Here is a 22,076-nt window from a genome sequence, read left to right on the forward strand (position 1 = left end):
ATGGCCGGGCGCGGACGGGTACGGGGACGAGCGGTGGCGGCGGCGTGCCTGCTGCTCGCCTCGCTGACGGCGTGCGGCGGGCCGAGCGCCGCCGACACCGCCCGCGCGCAGGTGCAGCACCTGCTCGACACCCGCGCGGCGGCGGTCCTCCACCACGACGCGGCGGCCTACGCCACCACCGGCACCCGCACCCCGTACACCCGGCTGCGGTCCGTGCCGTTCACCGCCTGGTCCTACCGCGTGACCGCGGTGCGCCGCAGCGGCGCCACGGCCACCGCCGACGCCGAGCTGAGCTACCGGGTGACCGGCTACGACACCGCCCCCGTCATCGTCGGCCGCACCCTGACCCTGTCCACCGCCGCCGACGGCGCGTGGTACGTCGACTCCGAGCGTCCGGCGCGCGACGCGGCGCAGCAGCTGTGGGACCAGGGCACCGTGGGTGTGGCCCGGGGCCGCAGCAGCATCGTCCTCGGCGTCGGGCAGAGCACGCGCTCGCTGCGCGACTACGCCTCCCTCGCCGACCACGCGGTGCCCGCCGTGTCGGACGCCTGGGGCACCGACTGGAGCCGCCGGGTGGTCGTCCTGGTCCCCGGCTCGCTGGACGCCATGGCCGCGTTGCTCGGCTCGCCCGCCGACGACTACCGGGGCATCGCCGCCGTCACCACCGGCGAGGCCGGGGGCAGCGGGCGGGCCCCCGCCGACCGGGTCGTCGTCAACCCCGACGCGTACAGCCTGCTGGGCCCGCTGGGCCGGCAGGTCGTGCTCACCCACGAGACCACCCATGTCGCCACCCGCGCCCACACCGACGCCGCCACCCCGCTGTGGCTCTCCGAGGGCTACGCCGACTGGGTCGGCTACCGCGACTCCGGGCGCACCCCCGAGCAGGCCGCGCCGGAACTCCAGCACGCCGTGGCCGACGGGCACGTCCCCGCCGCGCTGCCCACCGACAAGGACTTCGGCTTCGCCGAGGACTCCACCCGCCTCGCCCAGTCCTACGAGGGCGGCTGGCTGGCCTGCCGGATGATCGCCGCCCACTGGGGCGAAGACCGGCTGGACGCGTTCTACCGCGCCGTCGGCGCCCACGACCGCCGCTCGGGCGCGGTCGAGGACGCGCTGCGCACGGTGCTGGGCACGGACCTGGCGCGGTTCACCGCGCAGTGGCGGGAGTATCTGCGGGAGCAGCTGGGCTGAGCGCCGAGCGGCCGGGCCGGGCGGCGGTGCCGCGCCACAGGACGCGGCCCGCGCCCAGACAGGCGGCCACCAGCAGGCCGTTGCGCAGGAACATCAGCGTCAGGCCCAGCGGGTCGCTCGCCACGACATGCCCGAAGTACACCGGGAACTCCAGCACCGTCACCAGCGCCGCGGCCAGCACCAGGGCGACGGGCGGCCACATCCGGCTGCCCGCGCAGCACCCGCAGACCGCGCCGAGCCCCACCAGCCACACCAGGTACTGCGGGCTGATCACCCGGCTGGTCACCGTGAACAGCAGCACCGCCGTGAACGCGGCGTCCACGACCACGCACGGCGTGAACCGCCCGTGCCGGGTCCGCAGCCGCCACCACAGCAGCCAGCCGAAGGCCGCCGCCGTCAGCACCTGCGCGCCCGCGCTCACCACACCGACGTACGGCCCCAGGAACTCCATCGAGCCGTAGTGCAGCAGCACCTGCCCCGGCCACCCGAACCGCCGTGCCGCGTGCAGGACGAGCGCGCCCAGGGACTCCACCTCCGTGCCCCGGCCGCCCTGCGCGGCCAGGAAGGACAGCGTGCCGGGCACGCGCAGCGCGCACACCGCCACCGGCACGGCCACCGTCACCGCCGCGGCCGTCCACGCCCGCCGCCCGCCCCGCCCGCGCACCCCCGCGAGCAGCAGCACCGGCCACACCTTGAGCAGTGCCCCGAGGCCCGCCAGCACCCCCAGCACCCGGGGCCTGCGGGCGCCCGCGAGCAGCGCGGCCACGGCCACCGCGGTCACCAGCACGTCGTAGCGGGCGTAGAGGACCGGGCCCAGCAGGGGAGCGCCCGCCGTCCACACCCACGCGCCGCGCAGCGGACGCCCCAGCCGCCGCCCGCCGCACAGCAGCAGGCACAGCACCGCCAGATCGGCCGCGCACGCCAGGGCGAAGAAGGCGTCGGCGTACCCGAGGAACGGCAGCGCCAGCGGGGCGAGCAGGGCGAGCGCGGCCCCGGGCGGGTACTGCCAGGCGACGTCGCCGACCGGGAACGCGCCCTGCCGCAGCACCTCGGACCAGCCCTGGTAGATCACCGACACATCACCGGTGACGTCCGGACCCGGGAACACCAGCACCCGCAGCACGTACAGCAGCAGCACCGCACGGCTCACCGCCCAGACCGCGAGCACCACCGCCGGACGCCGCACCCCGCCTGCCTCGTCCACCTCGGCCCCTCGTCCGTCCGCCGCCGGCCACGTCCCACGCCCATCGTCCCCGCCGCCGCGCCCGCCGACCACGCGGACACCGCCGCACGGGGGCCGGGCGGGTGGGGAGGGTGGATTGGGTAGGGTCTGCGGCGATGCACAAAACCCTCGTCGTCACCAATGACTTTCCGCCCCGCCCCGGCGGCATCCAGGCGTTCCTGCACAACATGGCGCTGCGCCTCGATCCCGGACAGCTCGTCGTGTACGCCTCCACCTGGAAGCGGAGCCGGGAGGGCGTGCGGGCGACGGCCGCCTTCGACGCGGAGCAGCCCTTCACCGTCGTCCGGGACCGCACGACGATGCTGCTGCCCACCCCGGACGCCACCCGGCGCGCGGCCGGGCTGCTGCGCGAGCACGGCTGCACCTCGGTGTGGTTCGGGGCGGCGGCCCCGCTCGGTCTGATGGCACCCGCCCTGCGCAGGGCGGGCGCCGAACGGCTGGTGGCCACCACCCACGGCCACGAGGCCGGCTGGGCCCAACTGCCCGCCGCACGGCAGCTGTTGCGCCGTATCGGCCGGTCCACCGACACGATCACCTACCTCGGTGAGTACACCCGCTCCCGGATCGCCGCCGCACTGACACCCGAGGACGCCGCACGGATGGCGCACCTCCCCCCGGGCGTGGACGAGAAGCTCTTCCACCCCGCTTCCGGCGGCCCCGAGGTGCGCGCCCGGCTCGGGCTCACCGACCGCCCGGTCGTCGTGTGCGTCTCCCGGCTGGTCAAGCGCAAGGGCCAGGACACCCTGATCCGCGCGATGCCCGCGATCCTCGCCGCCGAGCCGGACACGGTCCTGCTGATCGTCGGCGGCGGCCCCTACGAGCGGGACCTGCGCCGCCTCGCCGCCGAGACGGGCGTCGCCGCGTCCGTGCGCTTCACCGGCGCGGTCCCCTGGAGCGAACTGCCCGCCCACTACGGCGCCGGTGACGTCTTCGCGATGCCCTGCCGCACCCGCCGCGGCGGCCTGGACGTCGAGGGCCTGGGCATCGTCTACCTGGAGGCGTCCGCGACCGGCCTGCCCGTCGTCGCCGGTGACTCCGGCGGCGCACCCGACGCCGTCCTCGACGGCGAGACCGGCTGGGTCGTCCCCGGCGGCTCCCCCCACCACACCGCCGACCGCATCACCACCCTCCTCGCCGACCCCCAACTCCGCCACCGCATGGGCGAACGGGGCCGCCAGTGGATCGAACAGACCTGGCGCTGGGACTTGTTGGCGGAACGGCTGAGGGCACTTCTGTAGCGGGGGCGGGACAACTCACCCGGGGGAGCAGGGGGCGGAGCCCCCGCAGGAGCTGCGGCGGGCAGGGCGACTCACCTGGGGGTGCAGGGGGCGGAGCCCCCGCAGGAACTCCGGGGGTCCGGGCAACTCACCCAGGGGTGCAGGGGGCGGAGCCCCCGCCGGGGCCCGGGGCGGAGCCCCGAGGCGGGTCCTCTCTCCCCACCGAGTCGGGCGGGTGGGTGGGAAAGCTGTTGCGGGGTCCGGGGCGGAGCCCCGCGAGGGCGCCCCCGCACCCCACCGAGTCGGGCGGGCGGGTGGGCAGAGCTTCTCCGGGGTCCGGGGCGCAGCCCCGCGAGGGCACCCCGCACCCCACCCCGTCCTACTTCGAGTAGATCGCCTCGATCTCCCCCGAGAAATCCTTCGCCACCACACTCCGCTTCAGCTTCAGCGAGGGCGTGAGATACCCCGCCTCCTCACTGAACTGCGCCCCGAGCACCCGGAACTTCCGCACCGACTCCGCCTTCGACACCGCCGCGTTCCCGTCGTCCACCGCGCTCTGCACCGCCGCGAGCAGATCCGGATCCTCCCGCAGGGACTCGGCCGTGGACCCGGCGGGCTTGCCGTGCTCCGCGCACCAGCGCCCCAGGAACTCCTCGTCGAGGGTGACCAGCGCCCCCACGAAGGGCCGCCCGTCCCCGACCACCATGCACTCCGCGACCAGCGCATGCGCCCGGATCCGGTCCTCGATCACCGCGGGCGCGACGTTCTTGCCGCCCGCCGTGACGATGATCTCCTTCTTGCGGCCGGTGATCCGCAGATACCCGTCCTCGTCGAGCGTGCCGAGATCCCCGGTGTGGAACCAGCCGTCGGCCAGCGCCTCCCGCGTGGCGTCCGGATTGTTCCAGTACTCCTTGAACAGGTGCTCGCCGTGCAGCAGCACCTCCCCGTCGTCCGCGATCCGGATGACCGAACCGGGCAGCGGCTGCCCGACGGTGCCGATCTTCGGCCGGTCCCACGGGTTGAAGGCGGTGGCCGCGCAGGACTCGGTCAGCCCGTACCCCTCCAGGACGGTGAAGCCGATGCCGCGGAAGAAGTGCCCCAGCCGCTCACCGAGCGGCGCCCCGCCGGAGATCGCGTACTCGCCGCGCCCCCCGAGCACCGCCCGCAGCTTGCCGTAGACCAGCTTGTCGAACATCTTGTGCCGCAGCCGGAGGCCGAACGACGGCCCGGAGACGGTGTCCAGCGCCCGGCTGTAGGCGATCGCCGTGTCCGCCGCCCGGTCGAAGATCTTCCCCTTGCCGTCCGCCTGCGCCTTGGCGCGCGCCCCGTTGTACACCTTCTCGAACACCCGCGGGACGCCCAGTATCAGCGTCGGCCGGAACGAGGCCAGTTCCTCGGTGAGGTTCTTGATGTCCGGGACGCAGCCCAGCCGGATCGGCGCCATCATCGGCGCGATCTGCACCAGCCGCCCGAAGACGTGCGCGAGCGGCAGGAAGAGCAGCACCGAGCACTCACCGGTGCGGAAGAGCGGACGCAGCCGCTCCACCACGTTGCCGCACTCGGCGAAGAAGCTGCGGTGGGAGAGCACACAGCCCTTGGGGCGGCCGGTGGTGCCGCTGGTGTAGACGATGGTCGCCGGGTCGTCGGCCTTGGCCAGCGAGCCGCGCTCCTCGACCGTGGCGTCGCTGACGTCCTGCCCGGCCCGCTCCAGCTCCGCGACCGCGCCGGCCTCGATCTGCCACACGTTCTTCAGCGCGGGCAGGCCCTCGCGCACCGACTCCACGGCGGCGGCGTGGACGTCCGTCTCCACCAGACAGGCCGTCGCGCCCGAGTCGCCGAGGATCCACCGCACCTGCTCGGGCGAGCTGGTCTCGTACACCGGCACGGTGACGCCGCCCGCGCTCCAGATCGCGAAGTCCAGCAGCGTCCACTCGTAGCGCGTACGGGACATCAGACCGACGCGGTCGCCGGGCTGGACACCGGAGGCGATGAGGCCCTTGGCGGCGGCCCGCACCTCGGCGAGGAACTCCCGCGCGGTGACGTCCTGCCAGATGCCGCCCGCCTTGCGGGCGATCACGGCGACCTCGGGATGCTGCGCGGCGTTTCTGCGGACGATGTCGGTCAGATTCCCGTCCGCGGGGACCTCGTACAAAGCCGGAAGGCTGAACTCGCGCAAGACTGCTGCTCCTCATAGGGCGCCGGCGCCACGACGTTGTGTGATGCGACGGTGCGGTCCAAGGCTCGGTCGTGCCCGGGACCTCGCCGGGAACCTCGGGGGCCCGGTGGCCGAAATCCGGAGCACGACTGGACTGCCCGGACGTTACCCGCCGGTATGGCTTTTTCGACAGGGGGTCCCGGTGAGATGTTCGCTGCGTCACACGATGGGTGTCTCCTTGCGCACAGTAGTCGACCCGTTGAACGACTGGCCAGTAACCGCAGGTCCGGCCACCCCCGGCACGGCCTACCCTTCTTGCTCATGGTTCCCCTCACGGCACCCGCGCCCACACGCCCCGGCGGCACCCGCGTCCATGTGGTCAGCGACGTGCACGGCAACGCCCGTGACCTGGCCCGCGCCGGCGAGGGTGCCGACGCCCTGATCTGCCTGGGCGACCTCGTCCTCTTCCTCGACTACGCCGACCACTCGCGCGGCATCTTCCCCGACCTGTTCGGCGTGGAGAACGCGGACCGCATCGTCGAGCTGCGCACCGCCCGCCGCTTCGCCGAGGCCCGCGAACTCGGCGCCCGGCTGTGGGGCGACCTGGACGGCGACCGCGCCCAGGTGATCGAGGCGGCCGTGCGCCGCCAGTACGCCGAGCTCTTCGCGGCCTTCCCCACCCCGACGTACGCCACCTACGGCAATGTCGACATGCCGCCCCTGTGGCCGGAATTCGCCCACGAGGGCACCACCGTCCTGGACGGCGAACGCGTCGAGATCGGCGGCCGTGTCTTCGGCTTCGTCGGCGGCGGCCTGCGCACCCCCATGCGGACGCCGTACGAGATCGGCGACGAGGAGTACGCCGCCAAGATCGAGGCGGTCGGCGAGGTCGACGTGCTGTGCACCCACATCCCGCCCGAGGTGCCCGAACTCGTCTACGACACCGTCGCCCGCCGCTTCGAACGCGGCAGCCGCGCCCTGCTCGACGCCATCCGCCGCACCCGTCCCCGCTACGCCCTCTTCGGCCACGTCCACCAGCCGCTGGTCCGGCGCATGCGCGTCGGCGCCACCGAGTGCGTGAACGTGGGGCACTTCGCGCGCACCGGCACCCCCTGGGTCCTCCAGTGGTGAGCCCGGCCATGACCGCAGGTGGGGGTGGAGTCCGCCGTCCGCGTGCGCGGTAGCCTTCACGCTGCGCCCACGTGCGCACGACGACCGACTTTGGGCCCGCACCTGGAGGAGCCACGGCGATGGCGGAACACACCAGTTCGAGCATCACGATCGAGGCGGCCCCCGCCGACGTGATGGGGGTGATCGCCGACTTCGCCCGCTACCCCGACTGGACCGGGGAGGTCAAGGAGGCCGAGGTCCTCAGGACCGACGAGCAGGGCCGCGCCGAGCAGGTCCGCCTCGTCATGGACGCGGGCGCCATCAAGGACGACCAGACCCTCGCCTACACCTGGACCGGCGCCGACGAGGTGTCCTGGACCCTGGTCAAGTCCCAGATGCTGCGCTCCCTGGACGGCTCCTACCTGCTCAGGCCGGCCGGCGCGGGCGCGACCGAGGTGACGTACCGCCTCACCGTCGACGTCAAGATCCCCATGCTGGGCATGATCAAGCGCAAGGCCGAGAAGGTCATCATCGACCGCGCCCTGGCGGGACTGAAGAAGCGGGTGGAGTCGGGCGCGGCGCCCGACGGGCCGTCCCTGGAGAAGTAGCGCGGGACCCCGGCCCCGGGGCGGCCCCGGATCCCGTACGACCCGGGCGCGGGTAGCGTTCACCCCCATGCGCACCCTGCTGATCACCGGACCGGGCGGTTCCGGCCGCACCACCGTGGCCGCGGCCACCGCGCTTGCCGCGGCCCGCGAGGGACTCCGCACCCTCGTCCTCGGCGCCGACCGCACCGACACCCTCGGCGCGGCCCTGGGCGTGCCCACCGGCGCGCGGCCCGCGCCCGCCGCCCCGGACCTCACCGCCTGGCGCCCCGACGCCGCGGCCGACTTCCGGGCCGACCTCACCGCCTTCCAGGACCGCGCGGCGAGCGTCCTCGATCTGCTCGGCGCCGCCCGGCTGGACGCCGAGGAGGTCACCCCGCTGCCCGGCGCCGAGGAGCTGGCCCTGCTGCGCGCGCTGCGCGACGCCGCCCTCTCCGACCGCTTCGACCTGCTCGTCGTCGACCTGCCGCCCGCCCCGCAGGCCCTCGCCCTGCTCGCCCTCCCCGCCGAGCTGCGCCGCTATCTGCGCCGCCTGCTGCCGCCCGAGCGGCAGGCCGCACGCGCCCTGCGCCCGGTCCTCGGCCGCCTCGCCGGTGTCCCGCTGCCCGCCGAGCGGTTCTACGAGACGGCGGCCCGCTGGGACGTCGAACTGGCCGCCGCCGAGGCCGTCGTCACCGACCCGGGAACCGCCGTACGCCTGGTCGCCGAACCCGGACCGGCCGGCACCGACGCCGTCCGCCGCACCGCCCTGGGTCTCGCCGTGCGCGCCCTGCCCGTGGAGTGCCTGGTCGCCTCCCGCGTCCTGCCCGACGCCCCGGCCGACTCCTGGCTGGCCGCTCCGGTCGCCCAGCAGCGCAAGGCCCTGGAGGAGTGGCAGGAGACCTACGCCGTCCACCCGGCCGCCCACCTGGGCCGGGACCCGCGCGGCGGCGACGACCTGACCGCCCTCGCCGTCCCCGCGCCCGGCCCGGCCGCGGGCGCCGCGCCCGCTCCCGCCGAGTGGCCGGTCGAGGACCGGATCGCCGACGACGGCGTCCTGGTGTGGCGCATCCCGCTGCCCGGCGCCCGCCGCGACGAACTCGACCTCGTCCGGCGCGGCGACGAACTGGTGCTCACCGTGGGGGGCTTCCGCCGCATCGTGGCGCTGCCCTCGGCGCTGCGCCGGTGCACCGTGGACGGCGCAGCGCTGCGCGAGGACGAACTGCGCATCCGGTTCGCGCCGGACCCGGCGCTGTGGCCCCGCGACAGGTGAACGGCCGGGCCCCGTTCGGGTAACGTCGGAAGGACGAACCGTAGTCAGGAGCCCGCCATGAGCGAAGAGCGCCCACCGTCCGACGACGCCGCGCGGGACGACGCCGCTCAGGAGCGCACCACCGGTCCCACCAGCACCGGCGGCCCCACCGGCCGCACCGGTCCCACCGGCCGCACCGGTCCCACCGGTCCCACCGGTCCCACCGGTCCCACCGGCCGCACCGGTCCCACCGGCCGCACCGGTCCCACCAGCCGCACCGGTCCCACCAGCCGCACCGGTCCCACCGGCCCCGGCGGTACCACCGGCCGCGCGGACGCCCCCCGGCCCGGCGGGGACGAGGACCCGGAGCCGCCCCGGGCCGCCGACGCCGACGCCTGGGCCACCGCCTGCGCCGAGGACCTGGAGGCCGAGCAGGCCCGGCGCCGCGCGCGGTACGGACCGCCCCCCGGCTCCGCCGCCGAGGAGCTGCGCAAGTTCGTCGACACCGTCGCCGACAAGCTGTCCTCCTTCCGCTCCCCGCTGCTCGGCGCCCTCGCCGGACCCGCCGCCGAGCAGCTGGTGCGCCAGGCCGTGCGGCAGGCCAGGGCCGCCGTCGAACCGGTGGTGGAACGCAACCCCGGCGTCTTCGACCACCTCGCCGCGGCCGGCGGCGAACTGCTGGCCGCCTACCGCTCCGCCGTCGAGGCCCAGGAGCACCGCTGGACGTCCGGTGCGTCCGGTGCGTCCGGTGCGGACGATCTCCGCGGCGACCGGCCGGGAGACGGCCCGCACGACGGCCGCGAGGACGGTTCACGGAGCGGCCGAGAGGACGGCGCAGGGGGCGGCCCGCAGGCCGGTCCCAAGGGCTTCGGCGACCGCCGCGACCCCGGCGAGGGCACCGGCGGCGGCGAACGGATCGACGTGGACTGACGGTCCGCTCGGGTACGGTTGGCCGTAGCGGGGCTCGACCGGAACTGAGGGATTCATGGGACTCACCATCGGCGTCGACATCGGCGGCACGAAGATCGCGGCCGGCGTGGTCGACGAGGAAGGCAACATCCTCTCGACCTTCAAGGTGCCGACCCCCACCACACCCGAGGCCATCGTGGACGCCATCGCCTCGGCGGTGGAGGGCGCGCGTGCGGGGCACGAGATCGTCGGCGTCGGCATCGGCGCCGCCGGATACGTCAACCGCCAGCGCTCCACGGTCTACTTCGCGCCCAACATCGACTGGCGCCAGGAGCCGCTGAAGGAGAAGGTCGAGGCGCGCGTCGGCCTCCCGGTCGTCGTGGAGAACGACGCGAACGCCGCGGCCTGGGGCGAGTACAGGTTCGGCGCGGGCAAGGGCCACCGCAACGTCATCTGCATCACCCTCGGCACCGGCCTCGGCGGCGGCATCATCATCGGCAACAAGCTGCGCCGCGGCCACTTCGGCGTGGCCGCCGAGTTCGGGCACATCCGGATGGTCCCGGACGGCCTGCTGTGCGGCTGCGGCTCACAGGGCTGCTGGGAGCAGTACGCCTCCGGCCGCGCCCTCGTGCGGTACGCCAAGCAGCGCGCCAACGCCACCCCCGAGCGCGCCGAGGTGCTGCTCGCCCTCGGCGACGGCACGCCCGACGGCATCGAGGGCAAGCACATCTCCATGGCCGCCCGCCAGGGCTGCCCGGTCGCCGTCGACTCCTACCGCGAGCTGGCCCGCTGGGCCGGTGCGGGCCTGGCCGACCTGGCCTCCCTCTTCGACCCGTCCGCCTTCATCGTCGGCGGCGGCCTGTCCGACGAGGGCGACCTGGTCCTGGACCCGATCCGCAAGTCGTACAAGCGCTGGCTGGTCGGCGGGAACTGGCGCCCGGTCGCCGATGTGATCGCCGCCCAACTCGGCAACAAGGCCGGTCTGGTGGGCGCGGCCGACCTCGCCCGGGAGCCCGACCCGGTCATGTGAACCACCCCCGCCGCTCCGTCGCGGCGGCACGCGCCCACCGTCCCCTCCGTCCGGGCCGGTGGGCGCCGTCGTACCGCGCACCCGGACCGCGCAGGGAACCGCTGTTCGGCAGCGCGCCCGGCCCCGCGTATGTTGATCGTCATGCAGCTGCCCAACTCCCGCACTGAAGCCGACGGTTCCGCCGTCGTCCGCGTCCTGAGCCTCAACATCCGGTCGATGCGGGACGACACCGCCGCCCTCGCCCGGGTGATCAGCGCCTGCGCGCCCGATCTCGTCCTCCTCCAGGAGGCGCCGCGCCTCTTCCGCTGGCGCAAGAAGCTGGCGCGGCTGGCGTCGGCCTCGGACCTGGTGATCCTCACCGGCGGCGGGACGGCCGCCGGTCCGGCCGTCCTGTGCTCCCTGCGGGCCACCGTGGAACGCACCGAGGACGTCCTGCTGCCCCTCACCCCGGGCCTGCACCGGCGGGGCTTCGCCACGGCCGTGGTCCGTTTCGGCGGCGCCCGGCTCGGCGTGCTCGCCTGCCACCTCTCGCTCGACAGGAACGAGCGGTACGCGCAGAGCGGCGCGCTCCTGGACCGGCTGGCCGGGATGGGCGTGCGGCACGCCATCGTCGGCGGCGACCTCAACGAGGGCCCCGAGGGACCGGCCTTCCAGCGGCTGACCGGCACCCTCCAGGACGGCTGGGCGACGGCGCCCTGGGGCGGCGAGCACACCTTCCCGGCCCGCGCCCCGCAGCGGCGCATCGACGCGCTGCTCGCGACCGAGGGCGTCGAGATCCTCGGCTGCGGGGTGCCGCGGGAGCTGCCGGGGGTGACGGAGGCGGACCTGAGGGCGGCCACCGACCACCTTCCGGTCCTGGCCGCCGTCCGCGTCCCGGCGGACGCCTGACGGAACCGGGCCCTGGCCGGGCGCTCCGCCCCGGCCGCCCGGACCCGCGCCGGAGTGTCTAGACCACGGCTCCGCGGCCCGGGTCGTCGTCGTCCTCGTCACCCGGGTTCATCCGGGCCACCAGTGTCGCCACGCCGCCGACGAAACCGCCGATGCCGAGGGTGGTCAGCCACCAGGTCATCTCCCAGCCGAGCAGGACGGCCAGCAGGAGCAGCACGGGGCCGCCGAGCACGCCCAGCCACGCGAACTTCGCGGTGGCGTCCGCCTCGGGCAGCGGCGGCGGCTCCGGCGGGACGAAGTGGCCCTCGTCGTCCGGGCCGAGGTCGTCGTCGGACGGCTCGCGCGGCGCGTAGTCGCGCGGCCCCGGCCCGGCGAGGCCCGGCGCGAAGGAGACGGAGCTGCCCAGCGGCTTGGCCGGGCGGTTCTCGCCGCCTCCGGTGCCGCCCGCGCCTCCGGTGCCGTCGCCGCTGTCGCCGTCACCGGCGCCGTTCTCGTCGGGGGGTTCCGGCAGCAGCAGGTCCTCGATGGGCTTGAAGGGCTTGGCGCCCGGCGGGTCCGGCGGCTCCTCGCCGTACCCGGCGACGATCGCCGCCCAGACGGCGTCCTCGTCGAGCGCCGCCGCCTCCTTGCCGGAACCGGCTCCTCCTGGCCCTGCTGACCCACCGGCCCCACCGGCATCGCCCGTACCGGCGGAACCACCCGTGTCGCCCGGCCCACCGGCCCCTTCGGCGCCGCCCGTCACATCAGCGGCCTCCGCGAGGTCCGCCGACGCCACCGGCTCCACGGGCTTGACCGGTTCCGCGGGCTTGACGGGGTCCACCGGCCGTACGGGCCGCGCGGCGCCCGCCGGGTCCACCGGCTGCGCGGGAGCGGCCGGCGGCGGTGCGGGCTCGACCGGCTCACGGTTCTCCCGGCCTTCGCGGTCGGAGTCGTGCTCAGCCACCTGCGGCCGTCCCTTCCTTGCCGACACTGGGTGCGATCCGGCCGATGAAGGCGAGGCTCTCCTCGAAGATCCGGTCCGCGTCGTGGTCCAACGTCGCGACGTGGTAGCTCTGTTCCAGCAGGATCTCCGTGACGTCCACCGAGGAGACGCGGCCGAGGATCCGGGCCGAGTCGGCGGGCGGCACCACATGGTCCTGCGGGCTGCGCAGGAGCAGCAGCGGCTGGGTGACCTGCGGCAGCTCGCCGTCGACCAGCCGGAAGAAGGTCCGCAGCGAGTGCGCGCTGTGCAGCGGCACCCGGTCGTACCCCAGTTCGGCGCTGTCCTCCCTGGCGATGTCGCTGGCGATCCCCTTGGTCGTCCGCACCAGGTGCCGGGCCACCGGCAGCGCGTACGCGGACAGGCCGTGCACCTTGTTGGCCGGGTTGACCACCACGACACCGGAGACCGCGTCCCCGTGCTTCGCCGCGAGCCGCAGCGCCAGGGCGCCGCCCATCGACAGACCGGCCACGAACACCTGTGCGTACCGCTCGCCGAGCACGCGCAGCTCGCGGTCCACCTCCGCGTACCAGTCCTGCCAGCCGGTGACCTGCATGTCCTGCCAGCGGGTGCCGTGGCCCGGCAGCAGCGGGAGCGAGACCGTCAGGCCGTGCCCGGACAGGTACTCGGCCCAGGGGCGCAGCGACTGGGGGGAACCGGTGAAGCCGTGGCAGAGGAGGACGCCGACCTCGCCGCCCTCGTGGCGGAACGGCTCGGCTCCGGGGAGGACCGGCACGTCGGTCTCCTGTTCGTGGAGTGGGCTGGGCACGTCGATGGCAGGTACTTCACCGTACGCGACGGCACTGACACCGACCAGGGCCGTAGGCGCCTTCCGTGCCGCTCCGGGTTATGGTCTGAGCGACACACACGGGAGGCAGTCGGTTGTTCTACGGCACGATGAAGGTCGCCATCGGGGGGCCGCTGAAGCTCGCCTTCAGGCCCTGGGTGGAGGGACTGGAGAACATTCCGGCCGCGGGTGCGGCCATCCTGGCCAGCAACCACCTCTCGTTCTCGGACTCGTTCTTCCTGCCCGCGGTGCTCGACCGCAAGGTCACGTTCATCGCCAAGGCCGAGTACTTCACGACGCCCGGGGTGAAGGGGCGGCTGACCGCCGCGTTCTTCAAGGGCGTCGGCCAGCTCCCCGTGGACCGCTCCGGCGCGCGCGGCGCGGGCGAGGCCGCGGTGAAGAGCGGCATAGAGGTGCTGGAGCGCGGCGAGCTGTTCGGCATCTACCCCGAGGGCACCCGCTCGCCCGACGGCCGCCTCTACCGCGGCAAGCCGGGCGGTCTGGCCCGGGTGGCGCTGGCCACCGGGGCGCCGGTGATCCCGGTCGCGATGATCGACACCGAGAAGATCCAGCCGCCCGGCAAGGTGGTCCCCAAGCTGATGCGTCCGGGCATCCGGATCGGCAAGGCGCTCGACTTCAGCCGCTACCAGGGCATGGAGGGCGACCGCTTCGTCCTGCGCGCGGTGACCGACGAGGTCATGTACGAGATCATGAAGCTCTCCGGCCAGGAGTACGTCGACATCTACGCGACCGCCGCCAAGCGGCAGATCACCGAGGCGGCGAAGGCCGAGAAGGAGGCGGAGAAGGCCACGAAGGCCGCTCTCGCCCAGGCCGCCAAGGAGCAGAAGGAACAGCAGGAGCAGGCGGGGCAGGCCGGGCAGCGGGAACAGCAGGAGCAGTAGCCGCCCCGCGCGGCAGGGGGCGGACGGGGACAGGGGGACCGGGGGAGATGGCCCGACGCGTGCGCGTCATGAGGATGTCGGTCGAGCAGCCGCTGTGGCGCGCGCTCGCCGGCTACCGGGTGCTCACCCTCTTCTACGCGGTCGGCCTGTTCGCCACCGCCTACGCCCGCTTCCCGCACCCCTGGGTGGCCATCGCGTACTACGGCGTGCTGTTCGTCTGGACCCTGGGCACCCTGCCCCGGGTGGCGAGCGCCGCGAACTGCACCAAGCGCTTCCTCGCCGCCGACCTGACGCTCGCGGTGGGCGGCATCCTGCTCACCCCGCTCGCCGACGCCCACACACGGATCGCGCACGGCGGGCCCACCCTGCCGTCGATATGGACCGCCGGCTCCGTCCTCGCCTTCGCCCTCAAGGGCGGCTGGCGCTGGGCCGCCGTCGCCTCCACCGCGGTCGCCGTGGCCAACCTGGTCGAGCGCGGCACCCCGGCCCGCGACACCGTGCACAACGTGATGCTGGTCTGGGTCGCCTCCATCGCCATCGGCTACGTCGTCGAGGTGGCCCGCGCCTCCGAACGCACCCTGGCCCGCGCCCTGGAGATCGAGGCGGCGACCCGGGAGCGCGAGCGGCTGGCCCGCGACATCCACGACAGCGTGCTCCAGGTGCTGGCGATGGTGCAGCGGCGCGGCGCGGTCATCGGCGGCGAGGCGGCGGAGCTGGGCCGGCTGGCGGGCGAGCAGGAGGTGGCGCTGCGCACCCTGGTCTCGGGCGGGCTCAACCCCGTCTCCCGGGTCTGTGAGGACGCGGCCGACGGCGCGGTGGTCCGGATCGTCGACGAGCCGGTCCCGGAGAGCGCCGACGAGCCCCTCGACCTGCGCGCGCTGCTCGCCCCCTACGCCGGTTCCCGGGTCGCGCTGGCCGAGCCGGGCGCCCCGGTGCCGCTGCCCGCGGCGGCGGCCCGCGAGGTGGCCGCGGCGGTCGGCGCCGCGCTGGACAACGTCCGCCGCCACGCGGGCGAGGACGCGCGGGCCTGGATCCTGGTGGAGGACGAGCCGGACACCGTGCTGGTGACGGTGCGCGACGACGGTCCGGGCATCCCGGAGGGGCGGCTCGCCCAGGCCGAGGGCGAGGGCCGGCTCGGGGTGGCCCAGTCGATCCGGGGCCGGCTGCGCGACATCGGCGGCACCGCCGAACTGATCTCGGTGCCCGGCCAGGGCACGGAGGTCGAACTGTCCGTCCCCAGGGCGGCGGTCCGCCCGAGCGACACCAGGAGCACCCGCCGCACCAGGAGCACCAAGAGCATCACGAGCCCCGAAGACATCAAGGGCACCACGAGCACGAAGAGCGTCAGCAGCACCACGACGGGGAGGGCGGAGAGCCGATGACGGCGACGAGCGGACGGCAGGGCCCGGTCAGGGTCATGGTGGTCGACGACCACCCGATGTGGCGGGACGCCGTCGCCCGCGATCTGGCCGAGGCCGGCTTCGACGTGGTCGCCACCGCGGGCGACGGCGAGCAGGCGGTGCGCCGCGCCAGGGCGGCCGCGCCCGACGTGCTCGTCCTCGATCTCAACCTGCCCGCCAAGCCCGGCGTCCAGGTCTGCAAGGAACTCGTCGCGGACAACCCGGCGTTGCGGGTGCTGGTGCTCTCCGCGAGCGGTGAGCACGCCGATGTGCTGGAGGCCGTGAAGTCGGGGGCGACCGGCTATCTGCTGAAGTCGGCCTCGACGGAGGAGCTGCTGGACGCCGTGCGCCGCACCGCCGTCGGCGACCCGGTGTTCACGCCCGGCCTGGCCGGTCTGGTCCTCGGGGAGTACCGCCGCCTCGCCGCCGAGCCCCAGCCGGGGGACACCGCCACGGACGGCGAGCCGAAGACCCCCCGGCTCACCGACCGCGAGACGGAGGTGCTGCGCCTGGTCGCCAAGGGCCTGAGCTACAAGCAGATCGCCGAGCGCCTGGTCATCTCGCACCGCACCGTCCAGAACCATGTGCAGAACACCCTGGGCAAGCTCCAGCTGCACAACCGGGTGGAGCTCGTCCGGTACGCCATCGAACGCGGACTCGACGGCGAGTAGGCGAGCGGGCGCGGACGGCCCCGGTCAATCCGCGGCCCGCGCGCGTCCACTCGTCCGAGTGGATTTGCTCTGATCAACTGCCGGACATTCCACCGGAATTGACTTTTCCGCCCATGTCGGAGTGACGTGGGTCACCATTACCGTGCCCTTCACCAGGCAACCGTGGCGAAGGGACATTTCCATGCGCGTCGGAGTACTGACCGGTGGCGGCGACTGCCCCGGGCTCAACGCCGTCATCCGGGGGATCGTCCGCAAGGGCGTCCAGGAGTACGGCTACGACTTCGTCGGCTTCCGGGACGGCTGGCGCGGTCCGCTGGAGAACGACACCGTCCGCCTCGACATCCCCGCCGTACGCGGCATCCTGCCCCGCGGCGGCACCATCCTCGGCTCCTCGCGCACCAACCCCCTCAAGCAGGAGGACGGGATCCGCCGGATCAAGGACAACCTCGCCAAGCAGGAGGTCGAGGCGCTCATCGCGATCGGCGGCGAGGACACCCTCGGCGTGGCCGCCCGGCTCAGCGACGAGTACGGCGTGCCCTGCGTCGGTGTGCCCAAGACCATCGACAACGACCTGTCCGCCACCGACTACACCTTCGGCTTCGACACCGCGGTCGGCATCGCCACCGAGGCCATCGACCGCCTGCACACCACCGCCGAGTCCCATATGCGGGTCCTGGTCTGCGAGGTGATGGGCCGGCACGCCGGCTGGATCGCCCTGCACTCGGGCCTCGCCGGTGGCGCCAACGTCATCCTCCTGCCCGAGCAGCGCTTCGACGTCGACCAGGTGTGCGCCTGGGTCACCTCCCGCTTCCGCGCCTCGTACGCCCCGATCGTGGTCGTCGCCGAGGGCGCCATGCCCAAGGACGGCGAACTGGTCCTCAAGGACGGGTCGCTGGACTCCTTCGGGCATGTGCGGCTCTCCGGCGTCGGCGAGTGGCTGGCCAAGGAGATCGAGCGGCGCACCGGCAAGGAGGCGCGGACCACCGTCCTCGGGCACATCCAGCGCGGCGGCACGCCCAGCGCCTTCGACCGCTGGCTGGCCACCCGCTTCGGGCTGCACGCCGTCGACTGCGTCCACGACGGCGACTTCGGCAAGATGGTCGCCCTGCGCGGCACCGACATCGTCCGCGTCCCGATCGCCGAGGCCACCGCCAGGCTGAAGACCGTCGACCCGGCGCTGTACGCGGAGGCGGGTGTCTTCTTCGGCTGACCGCGCGGACCGGTCGCGGGGCAGGTCCCCGCGCCGGTCGCGCCGGGGCAGGGGCCGGATGTCCGAGCACACCCGTATATTCGGCCCATACCCCACCGAACGGGAGGCACCGTGGAGATCCTGGCCTTCGGCGTGCAGGCCGACGAGAAGCCCCTGATCGAACACGCCTTCCGGGACCACCACGAGGTCCGCTGCCTGGATGTCTTCCTCACCGAGGACACCGCCCCCATCGCCGCCGGTTACGAGATCGTCTCCACCAGCGTCAACGCCGAGCTCGGCGGCCGGGTCCTGGAGACCCTCGCGGCCGGCGGCACCCGGCTGGTCGCCCAGCGCTCCACCGGCTTCAACAACATCGACCTGCACGTCGCCGAACGCCTCGGCATGACGGTCGCCCGGGTCTCGTACTATTCGCCCCACGCGGTCGCCGAGTTCGCCTGGACGCTCGCCCTCGCGGTCAACCGGCGCATCGTGCGGGCCGCCACCCGCACCCGCGACTTCGACTTCCGGCTCGACGGGCTGATGGGCCGCGACCTGCACGGCCGCACCGCCGGAGTGATCGGCACCGGCAAGATCGGCGAGGCGTTCACCCGCATCGCCCACGGCTTCGGCATGCGCCTGCTCGGCTGGGACGTCGCCGAGAACCCGGCCTGCATGGAACTCGGCATGAAGTACGTCCACAAGGACCAGCTCCTCGCCGAGTCCGACCTCGTCTCCCTGCACGTCCCGCTGATGCCGCAGACCCAGCATCTGATCGACGCGGCCGCCCTCAAGGCGATGAAGGACGACGCGATCCTGGTCAACTCCAGCCGCGGCGGCCTGATCGACACCGAGGCCCTCGTCGCCGAACTGCGCGAGGGCCGTTTCACCGGTGTCGGCCTGGACGTCTACGAGTCCGAGGCGGGCCTGTTCTTCCTCGACCGCTCCCTGGAGGCCATCGAGGACGACACCCTGGCCCGCCTGGTCACCTTCCCCAACGTCCTGGTCACGTCCCACCAGGCGTACTACACCGAGGACGCGCTGCGGCAGATCGTCGACGCCACCGTGCGCAACGTCCTCGACTACCGGGCGGGCCGCCGCTCGGAGAACGTCCTGGTCCCGCACAGCTGACCCATCAGCCCGGTCACGATCGCGGCGCCGTTCAGCGTCAGCACCGACTCCGGGTGGAACTGCACGCCCGCGAAGCCCGGCCCGCGCAGCGCGTGCACCTCGCCGCCCGCGCCGCGGCTCACCTCCACGCCGTGCGCGGCCAGCTCGGCGCGGGCCTCGTCGTCGCAGCGTGCCGTGAAGCTGTTGTAGAAGCCGACGGTCTCCGGGCGCCCGAACAGGTCGACCGTCGTCTGCGCCCCCTGGTACGGCACCTCCTTGCGGACGATGTCCAGGCCCAGTTCGGCCGCGATCAGCTCGTGCCCCAGGCAGACGCCGAGCACCCCGTGCCGGTGCCCGGCCAGCACCTCGGCGGTCAGCGCGCGCAGCAGCCGCATCTTGGGGTCGGCCGGGTCGCCGGGGTCACCGGGGCCGGGTCCGAGCACCAGCGGCCCCTCGTGCGCGCGCACGGCCGCGCGCAGCCCGGCCTCGTCGTAGCGGCGCACGGTGACGTCCAGACCGCAGGAGCGCAGCACATGGGCGAGCATCGCGGTGAAGGTGTCCTCGCCGTCCACCACCAGGGCGTGCCCCGCCAGGGCGTGCGAGCGCTCCTGCATCCGCAGCCAGAACGGTGCCAGCGAGGCCCGCCGCCCGTCCAGCGCGGCCCGCACCCGCGCATCCTCCGCCAGCCGCGGCAGCTCCCGCTCCCCGCCCGGTGCGCCGGGGCGCACGCCCAGCGCGGCCAGGACGCCCGCCGCCTTCGCGTGTGTCTCCGCGACCTCGCCCGCCGGGTCCGAGCCGCGTACCAGGGTGGCGCCCACCGGCACGCGCAGCCGTCCGTCCGCGTCGATGTCGGCGGTCCGGATCAGGATGGGGGAGTCCAGTGTCTGGGCGCCGCCCGCGTCCCGGCCGAGCAGCGCCAGGGCGCCCGCGTAGTAGCCGCGCCCGCCGGACTCGTGCCGTTCGATGACCCGGCAGGCGTTCTGCACCGGCGACCCGGTGACGGTGGCCGCGAACAGCGTGTGGCGCAGCACCTCGCGCACGTCCAGCGAGGACCGGCCGCGCAGCTCGTACTCGGTGTGCGCGAGATGCGCCATCTCCTTCAGCCGGGGCCCGACCACCACCCCGCCCATGTCGCCGACCGTGCACATCATCTTCAGTTCCTCGTCGACGACCATCGACAGCTCCTCGATCTCCTTGCCGTCGGCGAGGAAGCCGAGCAGGTGCTCGGGGGTCGGCCCTCCGGCGGGGTAGCGGTAGGTGCCGCTGATCGGGTTCATCACGACCGTGCCGCCGGACATGCGCACATGCGCCTCGGGGCTCGCGCCCACCAGCGTCCGCCCGCCCGGCCCGTCCCCGGTGTGCACGACGAACGTCCAGTACGCGCCCCGCTCGCCCGCCAGCAGCCGCCGGAACAGCGCGAGCGCGTCGGCCCGCCCGAAGCCGGGGATCTCGCCCCGGTAGGTCCGCCGGATGACGAAGTTGGCGCCCTCGCCGGTGCCGATCTCCTCCTCCAGCACCCGCCCGACGATCCGCGCGTACTCCTCGTCGTCCACGTCGAAGCCGCCGCCCGTGACCCGCACCGCGTGCTCGGGCAGCCGCGCCAGGGCGTCGGCCAGCGGGACGGTGTACGACTCCTCGGGCGTGAGGACCGCCAGCGGGGTGCCGTCGTCGCGGACGTCGAAGCCGCGCTCGCGGATCTGCCGGAACGGCACCAGGGCCAGCCCCTCGTCGGGCAGGTCGGCGAGCCGTTCGCAGGTGGTCACCGGGCCGGTCAGCACCTCGACCAGGTCGTGGTCGTGTCCGGGCGTGCGGCGCCGGAGCAGGGCGAAGGGGCGGGAGTCGTGCAGCAGCCTGGTCAGGTCCATGGGGTCGGTTCCTCTTCCCTCGGTGGTGCGTCGGTGTCGGGGAGGAACGGCCGGGCTCCGCAAACGCCGAAGGCCGCCCCTCGGGCGGCCTTCGCGAAGTCTGGGATACGCGCAGTCAGCGGGCCGCCGGAGAAGCGGTCCACCACCAGTTCTGGATCTGGGTCGGGTGCGCGAACATGCCCGCACCCTATCCCATCCGCGCGGGCCGGACGGATCGCCCGGACGCACCACACCCGGTTTCCGCCGGGCCAGGACGGTGGAAGGAGGGCGGGCATCCCCACCCGCCCGGCACCAGGAGCACACCATCGCCACGCCACGCCCGCGCCGCCCCCGTGCCGCGCGCCCCCTCGGAGCACCGGCCGCGCTGGCCGCGGCGGCGCTCTGCGCGGCCCTGGCCGCCGCCTGCCCGGCCGCCGCCCTCCCCGACGCGTCCCCGGCCGCGCCCCGGAGCGTGCCGCCGACCGCGTACCGGACCGTCGCCTACCGCGGCCACACCTTCACCGTCCCCGCCGACTGGCAGGTCGTCGACCTCACCGCCGACCCGGCGGCCTGCGTCCGCTTCGACCGGCACGCCGTCTACCTGGGCACCCCGGGCGAGCAGCAGGACTGCCCGGCCCGCGCCACCGGCCGCACCGAGTCCCTGTGGGTGCGGCCCGCCACCGCCGAACGGGCCGCCGTCACCGAGAACCGCACCGCGCGCCTCTTCCACGCCACGGCGTCGGCCGAGGGGATCGCCGTCACCGCCCCCTACCGCGAGGACCGCGCGGTGGTCGAGGAGGTGCTGCGCAGCGCGGGACTCCCGGTACCGGCGGCGCGCACCGGGACGGTGTCGGCGGCCCGCACCGGGACGGGGGACGGCAGCTCGCAGTCCGTCCCGGCGCTGCCCGCCGACGCCACCGTGTACCGCGGCCGGGGCTTCGACACCTGTGCCGCGCCGGGCCAGAAGGCCATGGACGCCTGGCGGGCCGCCTCGCCCTACGGCGCCGTCGGCGTCTACATCGGCGGCGTCAACCGCGCCTGCGCCCAGCCGAACCTCACCGACACCTGGGTGCGGACGCAGTACACCAGCGGCTGGCGCCTGCTCCCGCTCTACGTCGGCCCGCAGCCCTCCACCGGTGCCGGGAGCTGTGCGGACGACTGCGCCGCCATCACCGACCCGGCGCCCCAGGGCCGGGCCGCCGCCGAGGACGCGGTGGTCCAGGCGGGCGCCCTCGGCCTCGGTCCCGGCGCGGTGCTCTACAACGACCTGGAGCAGTACACGCCCGGCGCGGCCCTCACCGCGCGGGTGCTCGGCTATCTGGAGGCGTGGACCCTGCGGCTGCACGAGCTGGGCTACCGCTCGGGCGCGTACGGCAGCGTCTCCTCGCTCGTCGCCGACCTGGTCGGCAACGCGGCGCGGACCACCCTGCCGGACGTGATCCACTTCGCGCGCTGGAACGACGAGGCCGTCACCACCGACGCCGCCCTCCCGGCCGGTCTGTGGAGCCAGGGACAGCGCGTCCACCAGTACGCGGGCGACCGCGCCGAGACGTACGGGGGCTCGCGGATCAGCGTCGACCGGGACCAGCTGGACGTCGGCGCGGGCACCTGACGGGGG

19 protein-coding genes and 1 pseudogene are annotated in these 22,076 nt (G+C 74.5%); 14 read left to right on the top strand and 6 right to left on the bottom strand.

The annotated features are described in order from the left end of the window. Positions 1-1,191, top strand: a complete 1,191-nt coding sequence (locus ACWDYF_RS06035) for a hypothetical protein (protein ID WP_389466898.1) — start codon at positions 1-3, stop codon at positions 1,189-1,191. On the opposite strand, the gene ACWDYF_RS06040 is transcribed toward ACWDYF_RS06035, so the two are convergent. Beyond that, entirely contained in the window at positions 1,148-2,395 is a 1,248-nt protein-coding gene (locus ACWDYF_RS06040; protein ID WP_389466895.1) for a glycosyltransferase 87 family protein, read from the bottom strand. The genes ACWDYF_RS06035 and ACWDYF_RS06040 overlap by 44 nt on opposite strands. Before the next feature lie 134 nt (positions 2,396-2,529). Here ACWDYF_RS06040 and ACWDYF_RS06045 point away from each other — a divergent pair, with 134 nt between their 5' ends. Beyond that, positions 2,530-3,672, top strand: a complete 1,143-nt coding sequence (locus tag ACWDYF_RS06045) for a glycosyltransferase family 4 protein (protein ID WP_389466890.1) — start codon at positions 2,530-2,532, stop codon at positions 3,670-3,672. A gap of 358 nt (positions 3,673-4,030) precedes the next feature. Here the strand turns inward: ACWDYF_RS06045 and ACWDYF_RS06050 are convergent, their stop codons facing one another. Then, positions 4,031-5,827 carry an AMP-dependent synthetase/ligase gene (locus ACWDYF_RS06050; RefSeq protein ID WP_389466887.1) on the bottom strand — a complete coding sequence of 599 codons (1,797 nt, stop codon included), beginning with the start codon at positions 5,825-5,827 and terminating at the stop codon, positions 4,031-4,033. A gap of 354 nt (positions 5,828-6,181) precedes the next feature. Here ACWDYF_RS06050 and ACWDYF_RS06055 point away from each other — a divergent pair, with 354 nt between their 5' ends. The 6 genes and pseudogenes from ACWDYF_RS06055 (at position 6,182) to ACWDYF_RS06080 (ending at position 11,579) form a co-directional block, all read left to right on the top strand. Continuing rightward, on the top strand, positions 6,182-6,937 hold the full coding sequence (locus tag ACWDYF_RS06055; RefSeq protein WP_381743942.1) for a metallophosphoesterase family protein: 756 nt from the start codon (positions 6,182-6,184) through the stop codon (positions 6,935-6,937). Between the two features lie 119 nt (positions 6,938-7,056). Then, a complete protein-coding gene (locus ACWDYF_RS06060) occupies positions 7,057-7,524 on the top strand; it encodes an SRPBCC family protein (protein ID WP_018567431.1) in 468 nt (155 codons plus the stop codon). Between the two features lie 67 nt (positions 7,525-7,591). Then, entirely contained in the window at positions 7,592-8,773 is a 1,182-nt protein-coding gene (locus tag ACWDYF_RS06065) for an ArsA family ATPase (RefSeq protein WP_018567432.1), read from the top strand. Positions 8,774-9,097: 324 nt separating this feature from the next. After that, positions 9,098-9,682 (top strand): annotated as a pseudogene (locus ACWDYF_RS06070) (DUF5304 domain-containing protein); the annotation flags it as partial. A gap of 55 nt (positions 9,683-9,737) precedes the next feature. After that, the gene (locus ACWDYF_RS06075; protein ID WP_018567434.1) at positions 9,738-10,691 is read left to right on the top strand and encodes an ROK family glucokinase; all 954 of its coding nucleotides are present in this window, start codon (positions 9,738-9,740) and stop codon (positions 10,689-10,691) included. A gap of 141 nt (positions 10,692-10,832) precedes the next feature. Further along, positions 10,833-11,579 (top strand): endonuclease/exonuclease/phosphatase family protein, encoded by a 747-nt coding sequence (locus ACWDYF_RS06080; protein WP_381743713.1) that lies wholly within the window; start codon positions 10,833-10,835, stop codon positions 11,577-11,579. 58 nt (positions 11,580-11,637) lie between these two features. Here ACWDYF_RS06080 and ACWDYF_RS06085 read toward each other — a convergent pair whose 3' ends face one another. Both ACWDYF_RS06085 and ACWDYF_RS06090 read right to left on the bottom strand, forming a co-directional pair. After that, on the bottom strand, positions 11,638-12,354 hold the full coding sequence (locus ACWDYF_RS06085; protein ID WP_389466994.1) for a hypothetical protein: 717 nt from the start codon (positions 12,352-12,354) through the stop codon (positions 11,638-11,640). Positions 12,355-12,514: 160 nt separating this feature from the next. Continuing rightward, on the bottom strand, positions 12,515-13,294 hold the full coding sequence (locus ACWDYF_RS06090) for an alpha/beta hydrolase (RefSeq protein WP_389466991.1): 780 nt from the start codon (positions 13,292-13,294) through the stop codon (positions 12,515-12,517). Positions 13,295-13,455: 161 nt separating this feature from the next. Between ACWDYF_RS06090 and ACWDYF_RS06095 the strand changes: the two genes are divergently transcribed. The 5 genes from ACWDYF_RS06095 (at position 13,456) to ACWDYF_RS06115 (ending at position 18,635) form a co-directional block, all read left to right on the top strand. Next, entirely contained in the window at positions 13,456-14,247 is a 792-nt protein-coding gene (locus ACWDYF_RS06095; RefSeq protein ID WP_381743945.1) for a lysophospholipid acyltransferase family protein, read from the top strand. 47 nt (positions 14,248-14,294) lie between these two features. Then, entirely contained in the window at positions 14,295-15,629 is a 1,335-nt protein-coding gene (gene macS, locus ACWDYF_RS06100; RefSeq protein WP_381743714.1) for a MacS family sensor histidine kinase, read from the top strand. Further along, positions 15,626-16,318, top strand: a complete 693-nt coding sequence (locus tag ACWDYF_RS06105; protein ID WP_018567440.1) for a response regulator — start codon at positions 15,626-15,628, stop codon at positions 16,316-16,318. The genes macS and ACWDYF_RS06105 overlap by 4 nt, the downstream gene beginning before the upstream one ends. 181 nt (positions 16,319-16,499) lie before the next feature. Then, the gene (locus tag ACWDYF_RS06110) at positions 16,500-17,528 is read left to right on the top strand and encodes a 6-phosphofructokinase (protein ID WP_381743715.1); all 1,029 of its coding nucleotides are present in this window, start codon (positions 16,500-16,502) and stop codon (positions 17,526-17,528) included. A 111-nt stretch (positions 17,529-17,639) separates the two neighbouring features. Beyond that, a complete protein-coding gene (locus ACWDYF_RS06115) occupies positions 17,640-18,635 on the top strand; it encodes a 2-hydroxyacid dehydrogenase (RefSeq protein WP_018567442.1) in 996 nt (331 codons plus the stop codon). Here ACWDYF_RS06115 and ACWDYF_RS06120 read toward each other — a convergent pair. Beyond that, the gene (locus tag ACWDYF_RS06120) at positions 18,587-20,479 is read right to left on the bottom strand and encodes an anthranilate synthase family protein (protein ID WP_389466879.1); all 1,893 of its coding nucleotides are present in this window, start codon (positions 20,477-20,479) and stop codon (positions 18,587-18,589) included. The two genes, ACWDYF_RS06115 and ACWDYF_RS06120, sit on opposite strands and share 49 nt — an antisense overlap. 115 nt (positions 20,480-20,594) lie before the next feature. After that, positions 20,595-20,657: a trp operon leader peptide gene (locus ACWDYF_RS06125; protein WP_106436090.1), complete on the bottom strand. Its 63-nt coding sequence runs from the start codon at positions 20,655-20,657 to the stop codon at positions 20,595-20,597. Between the two features lie 78 nt (positions 20,658-20,735). Between ACWDYF_RS06125 and ACWDYF_RS06130 the strand changes: the two genes are divergently transcribed. Beyond that, positions 20,736-22,070, top strand: coding sequence for a glycoside hydrolase domain-containing protein (locus tag ACWDYF_RS06130; RefSeq protein WP_389466874.1), 1,335 nt, complete (start codon positions 20,736-20,738; stop codon positions 22,068-22,070). Positions 22,071-22,076: the final 6 nt, after the last annotated feature.

Source organism: Streptomyces sp. NPDC003284 (genome assembly GCF_053589675.1).